Source organism: Paeniglutamicibacter sp. ORCA_105, from assembly GCF_045798545.1.
GTDB lineage: Bacteria > Actinomycetota > Actinomycetes > Actinomycetales > Micrococcaceae > Paeniglutamicibacter > Paeniglutamicibacter sulfureus.
This window is the reverse complement of sequence record NZ_JBIXLM010000048.1, coordinates 1-17628: the sequence shown is the minus strand read 5'-3', so window position 1 is coordinate 17628 and position 17628 is coordinate 1. Positions and strand designations below refer to the sequence as shown.

General features: G+C 58.4%; 11 protein-coding genes, 1 pseudogene and 1 riboswitch. Of the genes and pseudogenes, 2 read left to right on the top strand and 10 right to left on the bottom strand.

Annotated elements, in window-relative coordinates:
• Positions 1–98 precede the first annotated feature (98 nt).
• Positions 99–906, top strand: a pseudogene (locus ACIPUB_RS17770) (integrase core domain-containing protein); the annotation flags it as partial.
• Between the two features lie 924 nt (positions 907–1830).
• Here ACIPUB_RS17770 and ACIPUB_RS17765 read toward each other — a convergent pair.
• The 9 genes from ACIPUB_RS17765 to ACIPUB_RS17725 form a co-directional block, all read right to left on the bottom strand.
• Positions 1831–3606 carry a hypothetical protein gene (locus ACIPUB_RS17765; protein WP_407608591.1) on the bottom strand — a complete coding sequence of 592 codons (1776 nt, stop codon included), beginning with the start codon at positions 3604–3606 and terminating at the stop codon, positions 1831–1833.
• Positions 3607–3650: 44 nt separating this feature from the next.
• Positions 3651–4646, bottom strand: coding sequence for a serine O-acetyltransferase (locus tag ACIPUB_RS17760; RefSeq protein WP_407608590.1), 996 nt, complete (start codon positions 4644–4646; stop codon positions 3651–3653).
• 86 nt (positions 4647–4732) lie between these two features.
• On the bottom strand, positions 4733–6277 hold the full coding sequence (gene metG / locus ACIPUB_RS17755; RefSeq protein ID WP_407608589.1) for a methionine--tRNA ligase: 1545 nt from the start codon (positions 6275–6277) through the stop codon (positions 4733–4735).
• 44 nt (positions 6278–6321) lie between these two features.
• Positions 6322–7371, bottom strand: a complete 1050-nt coding sequence (locus tag ACIPUB_RS17750; RefSeq protein ID WP_407608588.1) for an NYN domain-containing protein — start codon at positions 7369–7371, stop codon at positions 6322–6324.
• Between the two features lie 301 nt (positions 7372–7672).
• The gene (gene serA, locus ACIPUB_RS17745; protein ID WP_407608587.1) at positions 7673–9268 is read right to left on the bottom strand and encodes a phosphoglycerate dehydrogenase; all 1596 of its coding nucleotides are present in this window, start codon (positions 9266–9268) and stop codon (positions 7673–7675) included.
• Positions 9269–9487: 219 nt separating this feature from the next.
• Positions 9488–10957, bottom strand: coding sequence for an acyl-CoA reductase (locus tag ACIPUB_RS17740; RefSeq protein ID WP_407608586.1), 1470 nt, complete (start codon positions 10955–10957; stop codon positions 9488–9490).
• Positions 10958–10978: 21 nt separating this feature from the next.
• Entirely contained in the window at positions 10979–12172 is a 1194-nt protein-coding gene (locus ACIPUB_RS17735) for a hypothetical protein (RefSeq protein ID WP_407608585.1), read from the bottom strand.
• On the bottom strand, positions 12169–13650 hold the full coding sequence (locus ACIPUB_RS17730) for a sodium:solute symporter family transporter (RefSeq protein ID WP_407608584.1): 1482 nt from the start codon (positions 13648–13650) through the stop codon (positions 12169–12171). Before ACIPUB_RS17730 ends, ACIPUB_RS17735 begins: the two co-directional genes overlap by 4 nt.
• Positions 13641–13756: riboswitch (TPP riboswitch) on the bottom strand. (Overlaps the previous gene by 10 nt.)
• A gap of 481 nt (positions 13757–14237) precedes the next feature.
• Positions 14238–15800, bottom strand: a complete 1563-nt coding sequence (locus tag ACIPUB_RS17725) for an ABC-F family ATP-binding cassette domain-containing protein (RefSeq protein WP_407608583.1) — start codon at positions 15798–15800, stop codon at positions 14238–14240.
• Between the two features lie 210 nt (positions 15801–16010).
• On the opposite strand from ACIPUB_RS17725, the gene ACIPUB_RS17720 reads away from it, so the two are divergent.
• A complete protein-coding gene (locus ACIPUB_RS17720) occupies positions 16011–16247 on the top strand; it encodes a hypothetical protein (RefSeq protein WP_407608582.1) in 237 nt (78 codons plus the stop codon).
• A gap of 42 nt (positions 16248–16289) precedes the next feature.
• On the opposite strand, the gene ACIPUB_RS17715 is transcribed toward ACIPUB_RS17720, so the two are convergent.
• Positions 16290–17628: SH3 domain-containing protein (locus ACIPUB_RS17715; protein ID WP_407608581.1), on the bottom strand; the 1339-nt coding region annotated here is incomplete at its 5' end.

The following is a 17628-nucleotide window of genomic DNA, read 5'->3' as shown; positions in this document are numbered from 1 at the left end:
CGCTGCCGATGGACGGTTCCACCCCCTCGGTCTCGACCGTCTCGGTGTAGCGGATAGAGCTGTACTGTGATCCGGCATAATTCGAGTTAAGCCGAATTCGGCTCAACTCGAACAATGGCGGGGCTTTCAACCTGATGCGTCAGGGCATGGTCGGCGACACGGAAACGTTGCCGCCGCTGGCTGCGAGGCCATCTCTGGCCAGTTCAGCCACCCGCAGCCCCAGGGAAAGAACGAACGCAGCCATGGCACCCTGACCCGGTTCCTTGACGCCCATTCCCCGAAAACCCTGGACCGGTTGGCCACGCTGCTTGCGCAGTTCAGGGACCATTACAACCATCGCTGGCGGCATCAGGCCCTGAAGGTCGGGCACACCTATCTCACCCCAGGACAGGCGTGGGAAGCCGGCGACCACCGGGGGTCCAGCGGGGTCGCGATTGACATCGCCGCTCTGCAGGCCAAGGCCATGGGTTACCGGGACAAGGCCCGGGCCAAGAAGGCCGGAAATGCGCCGGCAGGGAAAGTGCTTGACCTGCTGGAGAGGGAAACCCGTCAAGAGGCAGCCCTGCTGAAACTTCACCCGGTCTGTTGAAGGACCAGCGCGATGATGTGATCCAGAACCGGCGAACAAATCCCCAGATCTACCATCGGGGCAGGATTTTCAAGGTTCCCATTCACTTGGTCGGCGAGCACCAGCTGATCATGATCAATGAAACGTACACGCTCTACAGCACCACTGACGGCGAACAGAGCCTGCACTTCACGCTGCCGGTCAGACTGGCTTCCAGTGCCAGGCTGGTGCCCTTGTGGCAGGTGCACGGGGCGCGGATCAGGAATCCGAGACCGGCCTGGACGCAGAGGAAGATCGACTACGAGAACATCTACTACTCCGCGAAGGAACCGGCCTAAATCCTGACGGGGAAACCGGCCCGCGTGGTGTCAGCGATCATTGAGTTTGATTGTCAGCGATGTGCTGACGCCACGTGTAAAGGATGTATCGAGTTCGTTTGTAAACGATGTCGTGAGTGATTACATACCACTTACGTCGAACATCCGCACCATCTAGGCATATTTGCCACGGTTTTCGGCGCGCAGGCGCTGGAGCTCGTCCCGCTCATCGGTGGTTGCACTGTCCTTTTCCCCGGCGTCTACCTGGGGCTGCACCACCCAGCGGCGCAACGTCTCGCTACCTACGTCCGGCTTCGGCGCCAGCCCTTGCACGCTGCATACACGGAGGAGTACTCGGAGAGCCGATCCATGACCATGCGGACGGCACAGTCGCGGACTTCGGCGGGGTATTTCTTGGGCATGCTTGACATCTTTCTCAAAGAAGACAGCAGCATCAAACCCGGGACGGTTCACACGAACCTATGAGATTGGCTGTCTACGAAGTGACGAGACGCAGTGTCCACGACCTTTCTATGGATTAAATCAAGCCCCAAATGCTTGCAGTTGCCGGAAAATAGAGCCGGCGCGAAAACGTTTCAGGCATCGTTTGACTTCTCAGTAGCTCAGTCCCTCTGCGGTCCGTCGTGCTACGTAGGTGGCGGATATTTTTGTAGACGGCATGCCTCCGGCCGTGCTGAACACCCGGTCACCACGCTTAAAGTCGGAGAGCTCCTTTACCGCAGACCTATTATCGGTGAATCTTCATTTATTTTATCGGATACCCGCGATTCTAGCTTCGCTGGATATTCTTTATCCTGGAATACCGATACCCATCGAAAGGACCGCCTCGAGATTAGGCGCCAAATGAGCTCGAATAGAATATCAAGCCTAAATTTGGTCTCCTTTCGCACGCTCTCACCCGGCGGAAACTTGCGACAACTGTGACTAGCCCTCGTAGAACCACAGCAAGAGTGCGTATAAAGCGTGACATCTACGTACGTGAACGCGATGGTTCAAGTCCGTCGATATCAACCTGCTGATGGCAACATAATCGAAGTGCTCTGAGATTCTCCGACGACCAATACCGGCAACAAGCTCTCGAAGTTCGGCTTGTACGGGTTCGATCAAAGCTACTTGGCGGACAGAAGCACGAAGCCTATTCGCCTTCTGGATGTGTTCTTGAGTTACGTTTAACGAGTACGAATCGTCATTGCTAGAAGAATTAGAAATCGTTGCTGATCTGGAAACTTTTGCATTTTGAGAAAAATCGAGTGCCTTAGGTTTTCCACGAAGGTTTTCATATATCTCATTGAATCGATTTCTATCAAATGGATAGGATTTCAATCCAGGACTGAATCTGTCCATCACATCGAAACCAACGATATTGGAAGCTCTTTCAAGAACGGGAATATTCATTACTAAGCCCGATGCATTTATGGAATATAGAGGGTCGAATCTTGGCGTCCGGCGACTCACTAATGACGAAATCTGTCCGACAAAATAGCGATTTCTAATAGATAGGTAAATGTTGTCCATCACTGCATCTTCACGGATCCCTGCCGAAAGTCGTGATTCAATTTCTTTACTTATTCTTCCGCGCAAGTCGTCATGTAAATTCTCACTCAGGAGCCGTTGGCCAGAAGCGCCGAAAGCTTGCAGTCCCCATGCCTTCTTGAGCAGGTCGTCGCGTGGTCCATCTACTAGAGAAGCGGTTTCCGTGCCATAAAACGAGCGAAGGATTTCACCATAGCCACCACTCAGAATAACGGACCCGCCGGGTTTCGGTACGATCCCAAGACCTGGAGGATTTGAAAGCATTCCATCTCCCCATCGCATAGATGCGAGTGTCGCACTTCTATGAGAGTCAAAGCTAATTTCACTATCAAAACCTGGACTAGAGGTCGCAACTAGTCCAAATTCTCCAACCAAGCAATCATGGATCATACGATCCGGAGTCGCTGAAGGACCGCTACAGAAATATTCAAATGTATCCTGAAGATCGCTATCCAGTAGCGCAGCAAGGACCAGTCGGGAATCAAATCCGCCCGTCAAATGAACAATCTTCTCCGCGGATGTGTAGTTGCTCGAAGCAGCTACATTATTGCCTATTTCTGCGGCTATATTATGAATTTGTTCTTCATACGACTGCGCATAGCTGGGTTCCGGTATTCTCTTTATCTCAAATTTGTCACCGGTCAATTGCCCGTACGAGTATTGGGGCATGACTTCGACACCTTCGAAACTGCTCGGGTAGAATCCGCCATTCCCTGTAACCAAAACTGATGCAAGGTAACGAAGAGACTTCCCAATAGTCACGCCAATTCGTTTGGCCGTGGAAACTAATTCAGATAAATCGGAAGAAAAGATCGAGAATTCCACCGAGGACCACATATAAATGAAGGCTCCGCCTAGTGGATCCGAAACCAAGGATAGTCGTCGCTCTCGAGACTCCCAAAGTACAAAATTCAAACTTCCTCGAACTAGTTTGGCGACGTCAACTGCCCGTAATGCACCATAGTCGTCTATCACATCTTGAAGTGCGGCGCCGTCGACGACGAATCTACTTCCAACTACGCCTGCCCCCGAGATGCCGAGCACTTCCAGATTGTCCTTGCGCTCAGTGGGAGAGGCCAAGCCTTTGACTTGGATTGCTCCATCAATCGGCGCAAACCCATCACTTGACAAATCGTGAGCTCCGACAACTACGGTCCATGCGGCCATATAATGCTCTCCTTTTGAGTAATGGCAAAAACAGGAATGAGGTTCTACTCTTTATTCATTTTTAAAAAATAACCAGAATATTTGCTAATGTTTTTGTTGATTAACTTCGCCGGAACACCGGCAACAACACAGTCATCTTCGACTTCATTTAAGACAACAGCATTCGCCCCGACTATCACATTGTTGCCGATACGGCCACCGAAACATTTGGCGCCTGGAGAAATCCAAACATTATCGCCAATGACTGGTGTCCCGTTTCCTCCTGCTCGACTACCCAAGGTGACGTTTTGAGCGATTACGCAATTCTTTCCGATTATTGAATCAGGGTGTATTACCGTTCCGATGCCTCCGATTCCTAGTCGGGTACCTTCGCCGATTTCCGCCTTAAAGGGTATACGTGAATTATACTTTCCGAAAATAAAATTCTGAATATAGTAAGATCCTTCGATTAGCCCCGCAAGGTAGGTTCTTCTAGATATTCTATACAGATCCATAGCACCATGCCGATGGAATTCTTTCGTAAGTGAATCTACCGCGCCGTTAGTGAGACTAAAGGAATCCATATCAGGATATTTTTTCAGAAACTTCTCGTGGCCAACAACTCGCAAGTCTTCGCTTTCCGGAAGGCTGGAAATAATGGGCCGCCCAAAAAAGGTGCCCCCCACAAGGTTCCCGGTCGGGTCAACGAAGTATCGTACGTTATGCCGTACCTCGAAAACATGCGCGACGAAAGCTGCTGTTCGGCTAACACCGATTATCGCGATGTCATGTGTACGCTCAACCGGAGCGCTTTCCCTGAATCCATCGAAACGAATTGAATCTGAGTATTTTGCTTCAATAGTTCCATCAGTGAATTTATTGTAAACTTTAACCTTATATAAACCCGGACCGTCCAAATTATACGCAATTGATTTGCGCATAGAATATTTAGATTTATCTTGCACTTCACCATCTTTGTATAAATAAAATGCAAAGTATTGAGCTTTACTTTCTACGTTTATATGTAATTGATAGAAATTTACTAAATTAGTTTTGATCAATTATACTCAACTCTTCGTCCCGTAAATATTGGGTGCCGTGGGATTTTTGGATAATAGCACTTCCGATGATGATCGAGTGGTCAAAATTAGTCGTATTTCGGGAATATGGGCGTCGGAGCCGGTAGCTGAGTACCAGCCACAAGCGACCTTTCAAAGGCACCGAATTCGCGGGCTGAACCTTCCGCCTGGCCCAAGACACCCAGCAGCGAAGCCGCCGCCGCCGGCATGACCGGCTGCACAAGCAGCGCCACGCGGCGAACAACTTCCAGGGTCACGTAGAGGACTGTTTCCATGCGGGCTACATCGGTCTTCCGCAGTACCCACGGAGCCTGGTCGGCGAAGTAGGCGTTGGTGTCGCCCAGAACCGTCCAGATGGCTTCGAGAGCTTTGTTAAATTCCTGGCGCGAGAATGCGTCGCGGCTGATCTCCAGCAGTTTGCCGGCAGCAGCCAGGATCTGTTGGTCCGCTTCGGTGAACTCACCCGGAGTCGGTACCACTCCCCCGCAGTTCTTCGCGACCATGGACAACGATCGCTGCGCCAGGTTACCCAGGTTGTTGGCAAGGTCCGAGTTCATGCGCCCAACAATGGTGTCGTGGCTGTAGCTGCCGTCGGCACCGAACGGTACCTCGCGCAGGAAGAAGTAGCGGACCTGGTCAAGTCCGTACTGGGCAACGAAGTCCGCGGGAGCCACAACGTTGCCTAGGGACTTGGACATCTTCACGCCATTGTTGTGAAGGAAACCATGAATCATCACGCGCTTTGGCAACGGCAACTTTGCAGACATCAGGAATGCCGGCCAGTAGATCGCATGGAACCTGGAAATGTCCTTGCCAATCACATGGACGTCAGCAGGCCAGTACTTCTTGAATGACTCCGACTCAACATCGGGGAATCCCGTTCCGGTGAGGTAGTTAGTCAGCGCGTCAACCCACACGTACATGACGTGGTCCTTGTTTCCGGGAACCGGAACTCCCCAGTCGAAGGTGGTGCGCGAAATCGACAAATCTTCCAGACCGCGCTCAACGAAGCGAATCACTTCGTTGAATCGGGTATGTGGAGCCCCAAATTCCGGCTGCGATTTGTAGAGTTCCAGCAGCTTGTCTTGGTACGAGGACAGGCGGAAGAAGTATGATTCCTCTTCGGTCCAGGTCACCTCGGTGTCTGTCTCCTTGGAGTAGCGGAGGCCGTCCTCACGAACCTCGGTGTCATCCTCGTGGTGGAACGCCTCGTCGCGCACGGAGTACCAGCCCGCGTACTTGTCCAAGTAGATGTCGCCATTGTCTTCCATGCGCTTCCAGATGGCCTGGGCTGCCGCATAGTGGTCCGTGTCCGTGGTGCGGATGAATCGGTCATAGCTGATTCCCAGCTCGTCGTTCATGGCTTGGAATGCATCCGAATTGCGCTGTGCCAGCTCGCGCGGGGTGATTCCCTCGCGTTCGGCGGTCTGAAGCATCTTCTGTCCATGCTCGTCGGTACCAGTCATGAAAAATACGTCATGGCCGTCAAGGCGCTTGAAGCGTGCCATGGCGTCGGTGGCGATTACCTCGTAGGCGTGCCCAATGTGGGGAACGCCGTTCGGGTAGGAAATGGCCGTGGTGATATAAAACGGAGTCTGCTCAGAAGTCACCATAGAAATCTATCGCATTTTGGCCCGAATACGCCCATCGGGGACCCCTATGTGAGCTGATCGAGTTGCTCCCAGAAGGCCACCCGCAAGGCGCGGCGGATATCCTGCAAATCGGTCTTCCATTCGCCGAGTCGTTGGGCACAGTCCTTGAGTAGAACCCTGTCGATTTCCGGGGGTAGGAGCGGACGATCTGCAAGAAGGTCTTTTAAGTCGGTTTCAGTCGTGCTTGCCCGCCAATTGGTCGCCACACTGCTTCCCACTTCCGTGGCTACCTCCATGGCGCTACGGTCGGCACTTGTTGCCCCCGCAAACCCCGAAGATTGGTTTGTCGAGCTGTAAACCAGTTGGTAGTCCGCCGGTGCCGGGGCGGGGGCTTGGGTCGTCGATTGAAATTTGGGTCGCTGGCTCAGCAGCGCGGGCGTGGGGGCCTTCGGCATGCCTGGCTTTGGGGCCATCGGTGCTGACGCCGAATCGATAGGAGCTTCCTTGGAGGCAGCGGCAGCACTCGCGATAGCGGCCGAATGAATCGCGTGTTCCGGATCCCAAGACACTGCCTTCACAAACGAAGACTTGATGAGTTCTTCGGGCAGGGTAATGATGCTGTCTACTCGCAAGGCAAGGTGTTCGGCAACGGATGCCACACCCAGTCGGTGATCGGCCTTCTCCACGCCGATGAGAACAACCTTCATACCCAGGTCTTGGGCTTCCTCGACGGCTTCGGCTAGATCATCATCACCGGAAACAAGGAAGGCAACCGAGGCGGCGCGGTTCCGGGCAATCCCAACCAGGTCGAGGCCCAGTTTGAGGTCGACGCCCTTTTGCTCACCATTAAAGGAAATGCGGCCAAGCCGCACCTTGACGCCGGGTATCAATCCGATGCGTTTGTGCTGATCCGTAAAGATGGCATCCTTGGCTGCGTCGTACCAATAGATCCTCAGGTTCTCCAAGCCACTGGAATCCTTGGCTGTTTTGAGGATCCCTTCGATCAGGGCTTCGTAGTTAACCGTAAAGGCGGCACGCAATGTTGTTCCCGAGGCACGGTGTCCCCCAATTGCTAGCAGAAAACTGGCATCGACGAATATGGCGCTCTGAGACATCATCCTTCAATCCTATGCGGTGCGAAGGATGCCCTTGGGAAACGCGCGGCCCACCTGCGCCTTTTATGGTCACTTGCCAGATTGGCCCAGGTCCTGACGCATTCAAGCGGCGCGTGCACTTGGTCTGGGCCACTCGGCCGCCGTCGTCCCAAAGCCATGGATCCCCGGCCACGACGATCTGCCAGCTGCCAGCTGCCAGAAAAAACGTGCCCCGCACGCCAACCCGCATCCTCTTCAAAGACGTTCCAAGAGGTACCCGGGAGGCGTGCAGGGCACGCTAATTGTTTACGATTGCGGGGCGTTAGTCCTCGAGGTTGATCTCGCGGGCAACCGTGGCGCCAATGGCGGCACGCACGATGTCCAGGACGCCGGCGGGAAGGGCCGAGTCGATGGCCAACACGGCGACAGCCTCGCCGCGCTCTTCCTTGCGGGCCACCTGCATGCCGGCAATGTTCACGCCTTGCTCGCCCAACACGTTGCCCAAGGTGCCAATGACACCGGGACGGTCTGCGTAGCGCAGGACGATCATGTGGTCGATGATCGGGATCTCGATTTCGTAGCCGTTGATGCCGACCAGCTTTTCGATCTGCTTCGGGCCGGTCAGCGTGCCGGCCACCGAAAGCTGGGTTCCTTCGGTCGAAGCGCCCGCGACCGTGAGCAGGTTGCGGTACTCCGGGGAATCCGGGGTGGTGACCAAACGAGTGGCCACGCCACGCTGTTCGGCGAGCACCGGGGCGTTGACGTAGGATACCTGGTCGGAGACAACGTCCATGAAGACGCCCTTGAGGGCCGAAAGCTCCAACGCCTTCACATCCAAGGATGCGATTTCGCCGGCAACAACCACGTCGATGCTGGTGAGGGAACCAACGGTCAACGCGTTGAAGATGCGTCCCAGCTTCTCCATCAGCGGGATGCCCGGGCGGACGTTCTCGTCAATGATGCCTCCGGCGACGTTGACCGCATCCGGGACCAGTTCGCCGGCCAAAGCCAAGCGAACGGACTTGGCCACGGAAACGCCTGCCTTTTCCTGGGCCTCATCCGTGGAGGCTCCCAGGTGCGGGGTGACGGTGACGTTCTCGAATTCAAAGAAGGGAAGGTCCGTGCTCGGCTCCTGGACGAAGACGTCAATGCCGGCACCGGCAATTTCCTCGTTCTTCAGTGCGGTGTAGAGCGCGTCCTGGTCAACCAGGCCGCCGCGGGCCACGTTGATGACGTAGGCGGAGTTCTTCATCTTGGCGAAGGCATCCTTGCCGAGCATGCCCACGGTTTCAGGAGTCTTGGGCATGTGGATGGTCACGAAGTCGGACTCGGCCAGGAGCTCGTCCAGATCCACCAGGGTGACACCAAGCTGCTGCGCGCGTGCCGGGGTGATGTAGGGGTCGTAGGCAAGGATTTCCATACCGAAACCCTGCAGGCGGGCAGCGACCAGCGCACCAATGCGGCCCAGGCCGATAATGCCGGCCTTCTTCTCGAAGAGCTCCACGCCAGTGTAGGAGCTGCGCTTCCATGCGCCGCTCTTCAGCGATGCGTTGGCAGCGGGAATGCGACGGGCGAGGGACACGATGTGGCCCACGGTCAGCTCGGCTGCCGAAATGATGTTGGAGGTCGGGGCATTCACGACCATGACGCCGGCCTGGGTGGCTGCCTTGATGTCCACATTGTCCAGACCCACACCCGCGCGGGCGATGACCTTCAGGTTCTTGGCGGCCGCAATGGCTTCTGCGTCGACCTGGGTTGCGGAGCGCACGAGGATGGCGTCAACATCTGCAATCGCGGACAGCAACTGGGAGCGGTCCGCACCGTCGGTCTGGCGAATTTCGAAATCGGGACCCAGGGCCGCAACGGTTGCGGGCGAGAGTTCTTCGGCCAATAGGACGACTGGCTTGTTTACAGACACAGGGGTGGCACCTTTGCTATTTCAGTGGGCTGGATGCTTGGACCGGATTGAGACGGGCCAGATACCAGAATATCGTCCGCCTCGTCATAATCCCGGCTCGATAGGTCGATGTTACGGGACAAATCCGGGTCACTGTGCGCATAGTCACAGACACTTGGCTTACGGGGCAATACGTGGCTTGGACCGCGCAATCCGCTCTCCCGCTCATCCCAGTGGCCATCACTCGGCCCTGGATCCGGCCGGCGGCTCGATGTCCACCCAGCGAATCAGGGCCGTCAGGTTGCCGACACCATCGTGGTGCCATCCGGCGGCAGGCTCAGGCATGCTCCCCACGGCGCAGATCCGGTCTACCCCGCACGCGCCAAGCGCATCGGACCACGCTTCGAGCGTTTGTGGCGAACAAGCTACGCCCACCGTCTGCAGGTCACGGCGCAACGGTTCCATCAGGTGCAGCACCTCCTCGATTCCCTCGACGGAGTGGATACGGAGGAAACGGTTCAGGGGCGAAGGAACAAGGGTTTCGGGCCGGGAGTCATGGACAACGGTCCAGTTGTTGCCCGCCGGAGCGGTGAAGTACAGCGGTCCGTCATCAGCGTAGGAACGGAATTCCTGGGTCGAGCGCACCCTGTCCAGGGCGACATGCTCGTCAAGGCCCAGCCGGGCCCGGGGCTCCGCGAGGTCGAATAGTTGCATCTGCTCGGCGACCGCGGCGGCAAAGCGTCCCGGGTCGACCTCGCCGCCGCGTTGGGCAAAGACGGCATGGGGTGACAAGCAACCCTGTTGATCGTACTGGGAGGCGTCGTAGGCGACCTTCCGGGCAGTATTCGCAAATTCCGCTTCAGTCAGTGCCTCGACACCGATCACCGCAAAACTTACCTTGTGCCCGTGCGCAATGAACCTCACGCCGGACGGCACGCGGGCCGACACCGATGCAATGGCCGCGCCGCCGCCGGTCGCCACCACTGCGTCGGAACGGGCAAATGCCGCACGCTCGATCTCTTCGGCTCCCCCGCCCCAATGGACAACCGCCAGGCAGGAGGCCAACGCCGGGTCTTCCTCGGCGATGCTCTGGGCCAGGAAAACCGCAAAAAGCGGTTCGCCCGAGGCCGACTTGCCCAGCATTGCCGACTTCACCAGCAGTGTGCACACCACGTTCCACGCAGCCAGGCCAGGCACGTTCCCGGCCAGGACCTGTGTGGTCAGGCGTGGTCCATAGGCCTTAGAGCGGCCCCCGGCACCATTGGGCCGGAAACCGTCCAGGATCAGGGGGTCCTCCAGGTCCTGGGCGAGGAAGCGCAGGAGGCGATCATGCCGGAAGGTCTGCAGGTAGCGGGCCAGGCCGCGGCGCACCATGGCGGGGGCATAGCCCGTCACCGCCGGCAGCACGGCCTCGGCCCGCACCCGCCAGTGGTAGTCCGGATCGTCCCACCGGGCGAAGACCTTCCCGAGCACGTCCACCACGTCCATCACCGGCCTGTTGGCCAGGTGCTCCCGCTGGGCAGCAAGAAGCCGACTCGCCACCAGGTCCAGGAGGGCGGGAGACATCTGCGGCACGCGAACCACGATGCCGCCCACCGTCATTTCCCGCCAATCGAGCCCTTCGAGCTCGTGGGTTTCAAGTTGCGGCAGGAAGTAGCCGTCGATTGCCGGGGCCTCGGCGCTGCCCGGCACCGCGAGGGATCCGTCCATGTACGTTGGTTCCTTCATGGCTCAACCCCGGTTCGCGCCGAACATCTCATCCAGTGCCATGGAGCATCCCCTGGCTTCGGCGGCCTCGGCGCGTCCGAGCAACACGAAGTCGGGTTGTGCACCTGCTCCCCCGGTTGCCGGTGGCACCAGGTATCCAATGTCCTCGGCGAGCACCGCGAGGCACGATCCCCTGTTGGCCAGGTCGTAGTGCACGATCAGGCCGTGGCTGCCCCGTTCCGCGTCCCGTCCCGTTTGGGGATCAATGACCCGGATCCGGCTCCATGCCGGGACCGCCTTGCGCCGCTGGCCCGGCTCACGGCCCAGCCATGCCTCGCGCAGCGTGGAGTCGTAGTACTGGGTACTGATTTCGGTCATGCCGTAGTAGTTCACGCACCATTCATCGGCAATGCCGAGGCGTTGGGCAAAGAGAGACCGCAATTCCTCGGCCCCCACCTCGCGGGAACGTCCCTTGTATCCACCGGTGTCCAGCAGCCTGCTGCCGGCGGGCAGGGAGAAGAACAGTCCTTCGCGTTCGAGGGCGTCGAGCAGGTGCACGTAGGCAAAGGAGGTGCCCAGCAATGCCACCGGTTCCCCGCTTGCTTCCGCATCGCGCAGCACCGCGGCCAGTCGTTTCCAGTCGAGGGTGTCGCCCGCCATGAAGTGGTCGCTTCCCGTGGCCCCAAAGGCGTCCACCAGCTCACCCAGGAAATGGGCCAGGGATGAACTCGGGTTCTCCGTCGGGCCGGGGTTGAGCACCAGCAGTGGCATACGCCGTGTATCGGGCAGGAAGTAGTGGGCGAATCCCTCGCGCGCCGAGGCATCATAGAGGTGCAGGTGCGGGTGGTGGTTCCTGCCGCGCGTGGACGGGTCCGTGCTGCCACTGGTCATGAAGACGGCTGCGGAGTCTTCCGCCGGTGCGCAGGCCAGGGTCAGTTCCTTGAACGCGGTCAGGGGCACCGCCGGGATGTCCTGCCACTTGGCGACGACGCCGGGCTGTGCACCACGTGCCCGGCAGAAGCGCTGGTAGGGAATGTTGCGTTCGAATTGGTAGGCGAAAAGTTCAAGCGCCATGGCGTTGAATTCGGCGTTATCCGGGCACTGTCCCGTTCCGTGGGCCTGGACCGGCTCCGGACCCCGCTCAATAAACGCCTGGAGGCGCAGGTCCAGGTCGTCGCGTTCGGCCCCGGGCATGCTGGTGGATCCATGGCCGTTCATCGGGCGTTCTCCTCTGCCGTGCTGGACTCGAGCAGCTCGCCGGTGTCCGCGGTTGGCCCCGACGGTCCGTCCAGGCTCCGGGCCTGCCCGCCCAGCGACGCCAGGTCCGTGCTGCGCCCGGCAATGGCCGACACCAGCAGGGTCACCACTGCGGAGGCCGCAAGTGCGGCGAGGAACGGGGCCAGTGACAGTCCCTGGGCAAAAGTGGCGATGGCCACGGCGGCCGGCAGGTTTCCTCCGGCGATCCAGCCATAGCCCAGTGCCGCCACCAGCCCGGCGATCGATCCGCATATCGCTCCCGTGGAGGTCGAGCGGCGCCATAGGCCCAAGAGGATCGGGATGATCGTCGCGGCACACAGCAAGTCGGCGATCAGGAACAGTCGCAGCACCGAGAAGCCTTGGAAGGCAATCAGAGCGGGGATCGCCGTAAACACGATCGTGGCTATGCGCGCCCCGGTGAGGCCGAGTCTGGGTACATGGGTCACGGCCATGGCAGCCAACCCGTTTTGCAACGTGTCCACCGTGGAGGCAACCAAGGCCAGGGTCAGCACCAAGACCGCAGCAAGCACCCAGCCCGGCTGGGACTCAAGCAGGGCAAAGAACGGCACCGCCGGCGTGCCCAGGGCGACACCGTAACCGGCCGCGAGCAGCCCAACCAGGGCCGCCGCGAATACCACTGGAAACCGGGTGACTGCCCCGATAACGGCGCCGCGGCTCAGTGCGCGGGAATCGCGTGCTGCCCAGACACGTTGCCAGTACCCGTTGTGGAAGAGCGTTGTGGCGGTGACAGCCACCACCAACGTCAGCGCGGCCTCGACACCGCCAAGGTCAACGGTCAGAAGTGCCGGGTCCAGCGGTGCCTCGGCACGGGCAAGTCCCCCGAAGAGCACCATGCCGACGACCAGTAGCAAGGCGAAGAGCATCCAGGATTGCCAGCGGTCGGTGCGGATCGAGGCCCGCAGACCGCCGTAGGCGGTGTACAGGGCGGTGATCAACGCCACCGCGACAATGCCCAGCCGAGGGTCCAAGTCGGACATGCGTCCTAACACCGCGCCAATGGCTGTCAGCTCGGCAGACAGGGCAATGAGCATGTACATCATGGAAATCACCAGTGCATAGATGTGCATGGTGGATCCATAGCGCAGGCGCACAAACTCCACGAGGTTGTGTCCTTGCGGGATCAATGCCCGCAGCCTCTTGCCCACCAGAACGAGTCCAATCAGCGGCACCGTAACTGCTACGGCATAACCGACCACTCCGGCAATGCCCGTACTCGCACCGATTTCCGGTGCTGCAAAGAGAATCCAGGCACCCACCCCCGAGGCAAAAAAGGACAATCCCAGCCCCAGGCCGTTTTGGCTATTGCGCGCCACGGCGAATTCCTCGAGGTTTCGATCCCGGCCCAGTCCAAGGCCAACCCAGGCAAACACCGCCAAGACCAACACCAATATCGCCAAGGACACGGAAAAATCAAGCATCTGCAAACATCCCTTCGCCGGCATTACCCGGACAGGTTCATGCGGTCGGCGACACCCTAAGTCGCCCTCTCAGCCTGGTCTTTCCCAAGCTCCCGCGTTGTGTGACCGACTCTAGCCACAGGTTGAACCGGTTCCCAACCCAACGCCCTCCAACACCTCGAATATGACGTGGACCATCCGATTTCTCCCGCACTGGATGGATATGCGGTTCATGGAGCTCGACAGCATCCATGGAAAAGGAGTTGAAGTGACAGGCGAGGCGCCCATGCTCGTGCGTTTTTCGCGCAGAGCCGTTGACACGTGCGCGCAGCGGCTCTGAAAAACCCCTAGCCATGTGGGACTTGGAAACGCTGGATTGGAGGCTATGTTGACTCCAGGCACGCCGAAGAAGATTACCTTCGTCAACCCGTGTCAGGTTCGATGATCTTGATGCAGAATGTCCTGGGTACGACTGTGAAGTCCACGTCGGGGATCCTAACCGGGTCCAAGATCTATGGATAACACTTCGTAGCTGGCTACGTGTCGTTGCCCTCTGGAACGGCGACGTCCGGGACTTTCCGCAGCCCCGAACGAGCGCCGAAGAGCGCTCAGGCGCCGCGCACCGCGACTTCGCCGGACTTGGCGTTCTCCGTCCCGAACACGAGGTAGCGGTTGGCGATCTTCTCGGTGAAGAAGCGGTCGTGGCTGACCACCACCACGGCACCAGGGAAATGCAGCAGCGCTCGTTCCATCACCTGGGTGCTGGACATGTCCAGGTGGTTCGTCGGCTCATCCAGGATCAGCACCGAGGCACCCGAGAGCAGACACATTGCCATGGCCACACGGGCACGCTGGCCTCCGGACAGATTTCCGATGCGGTTCTTCAAATCCGCCTCGGAAAACTGGAACATGGCCAGGAACCGGTTCACCGACTTTTTCGTCGCACTGAACGCCAGGGAATTCGGCATGGCATTCACCGCGTGGGTCACGGTGTCGTTCGGATCCAGTTCGTCAAGGATCTCGTTGTAGGAAACGACCGCGGCACCCTTGGTCCAGGTGACGTATCCCGAATCCTGCTTTTCCTGTTCGGTGAGTACCCGCAACAGCGTCGACTTGCCGCTGCCGTTGGCACCGAGGATCACCATGCGGTTGCCACGCCGGACCTCGAAGCTTAGGTCAGTGAAAAGGGTCTTCTCCCCATAGGACTTCGATAAGCCCTCAACTCGACAAAGGGTGTCCTTGATGTGCAGGCCACCGTAGATTTCGGTGATGATCTTGTCCACGGGCCGCGGGGCGCGTGACTTCTTGATTTTGGAAAGCTTGTTGTCCAGGCCCTTGCTTGCAGCCTTGGCTGCTTCCCGGCGGTCGGAGATGCCTTCGGCTTCAAAGGCGAGGAGCTCCGACTCGTGAACGAACTGGGACTCAAGGGACTTGAGCTTGAACTGCTTGGCCACCACGTACTCGGCGAAGTTTCCCGGGTATTCGTGGAGGTGGAAATTCTCGACCTCGATGATCCTGGTAACCACCGAGTCCAGGAACTTGCGGTCGTGCGAAACGATGATTGCCGCGCCCTTGAATGACTTGAACCAGTTCTCCAGCCATTCAACACCCGCAACATCGAGGAAGTTGGTGGGTTCATCCAGAAGCAGCACATCCGGGTCCTCGAGCAGGATCTTTGCCAGTGCAGCACGGTTCCGCCAACCGCCGGACAAGGAATCGATGGGGCAAACCCGATGGGCCTCGTCGAAGCCCAACTTGGTGAGCACGGTGTCGATGGAGCGGGGGTAGTCCCAGCCATCCATGTGATCCATGGATTCAAACAGTTCGGACTGGCGGTGAATCAACCGATCCATTTCATCGGCCTTGGGGTCGGCGGCAATGGTCACATCGATCTCGGCGAGTTCCGCTTCAATCGCCTTGACCTCGGCAAAGAGCTCGTCAAGCACCTCGGAGATGGTGGACGCCCCGTTGAGTTCCGAGAACTGGGAGAAGTAGCCGATCTTGGTTCCAAGTTCCACCGCCACGGTGCCGGCGTCCGGCTCCACTTGGTCAAGGATCAGTTTCAGCAAGGTCGACTTGCCCGAACCGTTCCTGCCGATAAGCCCGACCCTGTCCCCCGCTTCAAGCTTGAAGAATGCCTCGCGCAGGATCTGGTTGTTTTCAAATCGCACGCTGACATCGTTTAGCCGGATCAAGCTCATGGTGGTGTGGTCCTATCAAGAGAATCGGTGGTGGAATGACGGGCATATTTCCCCATATGGGGGTTCGCTCGGTGACATGGACACGAGCCAATACCGCTAAACACCACTATCGATTCTACAAGGCGGGGCACGGTGGTGCCTTTCACCTTCAAATGCCAGACTGGGGTGAGGAGGCGAGCCGTGGCTGGAAACGAATTCACCGGTTCACGCGACAGCTCTGCCCACGAACAACTGATCTGGGAGTACATAGAGTCACTGCCCGAGAATGAAATCGACGGCATCATTGCACGCGCAGAGCGCAAGGTTGAAAAAATCGGCCATGGCATGTCGATGGCCGGACGGCCCCTCGAGCCAAAGATCCGCAACCGGCTGATTCAGGCGGCCATCCTGCGAGAACTAAATACCCGCGCTGGATGACATCCGAGGTGCGCGCCCATCCTTGGGACCATAGTGCGGGCACTATTTCACCAGCGGTGCCCCGGTCCCGGAATTTCCGTAGGTCTCCGCATGGATGTGGTCCAGATGTCGCGTCGTATCGTTCCAGTTGTTGACGAACTGATTGCCGTACTTGCCGGATTTCGAGTACTCTTCCCATCCCTTTGCCGGGCCCAACCAGATCTTGTCTTTCCAAATCAAGTAATAGATGCCGAGCGACTCGCGGTTTGCAATGAGGAACCGGGCAATCTCATCGCCGTTCCTGATGCCTTGGGCGCTCTTGTAGTCCTTGATCATGAGGTCCGTGGCCACGCCGCTGCTGTGGCCGACGGAGCCGGCGCGGACACCGCCATAGGCTGAAACGTAGCCCGCATACCTTTGCTTCACTGCTGCATTGACCGCAGTGGTATCCGGCTGGAGCGTTGCCACTGCTTTCGTGGAAAGGTAATCCTCGCTCATCCATCCGGTGCCTCGGCTAGTCACCACGCGGGCCCATCCACTCTTGGTCTGCAGGTAGGTGACACGTTCCCCGGCGGGAACCAGGCCCATAATCGGGTACACCGTCGAATTGCCGGCGCGTAGGTTAACGTTGCCGGCGGCCCACCGGTACTCGGTGGTTACCGGGGGCGGTGGTGCCACGGTGGACAGATAAATTACGCTCACCCACCCCGTGCCCTTGCTGGTCTTAACATTGGCCCAGCCACCCGAGGAACGGCCAAGGAGGACCCGCTCGCCCTTGGGAACCACAGATACGGAGCGATAGCCGGTTCCTGCACCCGAGCGGAGATTCAGATTCGCAGTGGTCCAGCGCGGAGCGCTGAAGGTGACTAGATCGGGCTTCGGTGGATTCGGTTTCACTACCGGAGGCTTTGGCGCCACGGTCGAAAGATAGCCAGCGCTTATCCAGCCCGTGCCTTTGCTGGTCTTGACATTGGCCCAGCCACCCGAGGAACGTCCTAGAAGAACCCGTTCACCCTTGGGAACCACAGCCACGGATCGGTAGCCGGTTCCTGCACCCGAGCGGAGATTCAGATTCGCGGTGGTCCAGCGCGGGGTACTAAAAGTGACTGTCGTTTTTGGAGGGATAACCTTGATTGCGGTGGTGGACAGCTTGCTGGACTGGATCCAGCCAATCCCTGCACCGGTACGCACCTGCTGCCACGAACCCGAAGTCCGCAGCCACTGCACCCTCGTGTTGTTCGTAAGCGTGCCGATCTTCGTGCCCGAGGTCTTGGCAGCTTGATAGACGGGCTGCTTGCCCTTCACCCAGCGATAGACATTCGAGGGATTCGACGCACCCAGGCTGCTCGCCGGCACAAATCCGGTCTTCCCCGAAACAAGGACCCTGGTCCAGGAACCGCTC

Coding starts and splice junctions, on each gene's coding strand:
- ACIPUB_RS17765 (WP_407608591.1), bottom strand. CDS start 3,606: ATGGCCGCATGGACCGTAGTTGTCGGAGCTCACGATTTGTCAAGTGAT.
- metG (WP_407608589.1), bottom strand. CDS start 6,277: ATGGTGACTTCTGAGCAGACTCCGTTTTATATCACCACGGCCATTTCC.
- ACIPUB_RS17750 (WP_407608588.1), bottom strand. CDS start 7,371: ATGTCTCAGAGCGCCATATTCGTCGATGCCAGTTTTCTGCTAGCAATT.
- ACIPUB_RS17740 (WP_407608586.1), bottom strand. CDS start 10,957: ATGGACGGATCCCTCGCGGTGCCGGGCAGCGCCGAGGCCCCGGCAATC.
- ACIPUB_RS17735 (WP_407608585.1), bottom strand. CDS start 12,172: ATGAACGGCCATGGATCCACCAGCATGCCCGGGGCCGAACGCGACGAC.
- ACIPUB_RS17730 (WP_407608584.1), bottom strand. CDS start 13,650: ATGCTTGATTTTTCCGTGTCCTTGGCGATATTGGTGTTGGTCTTGGCG.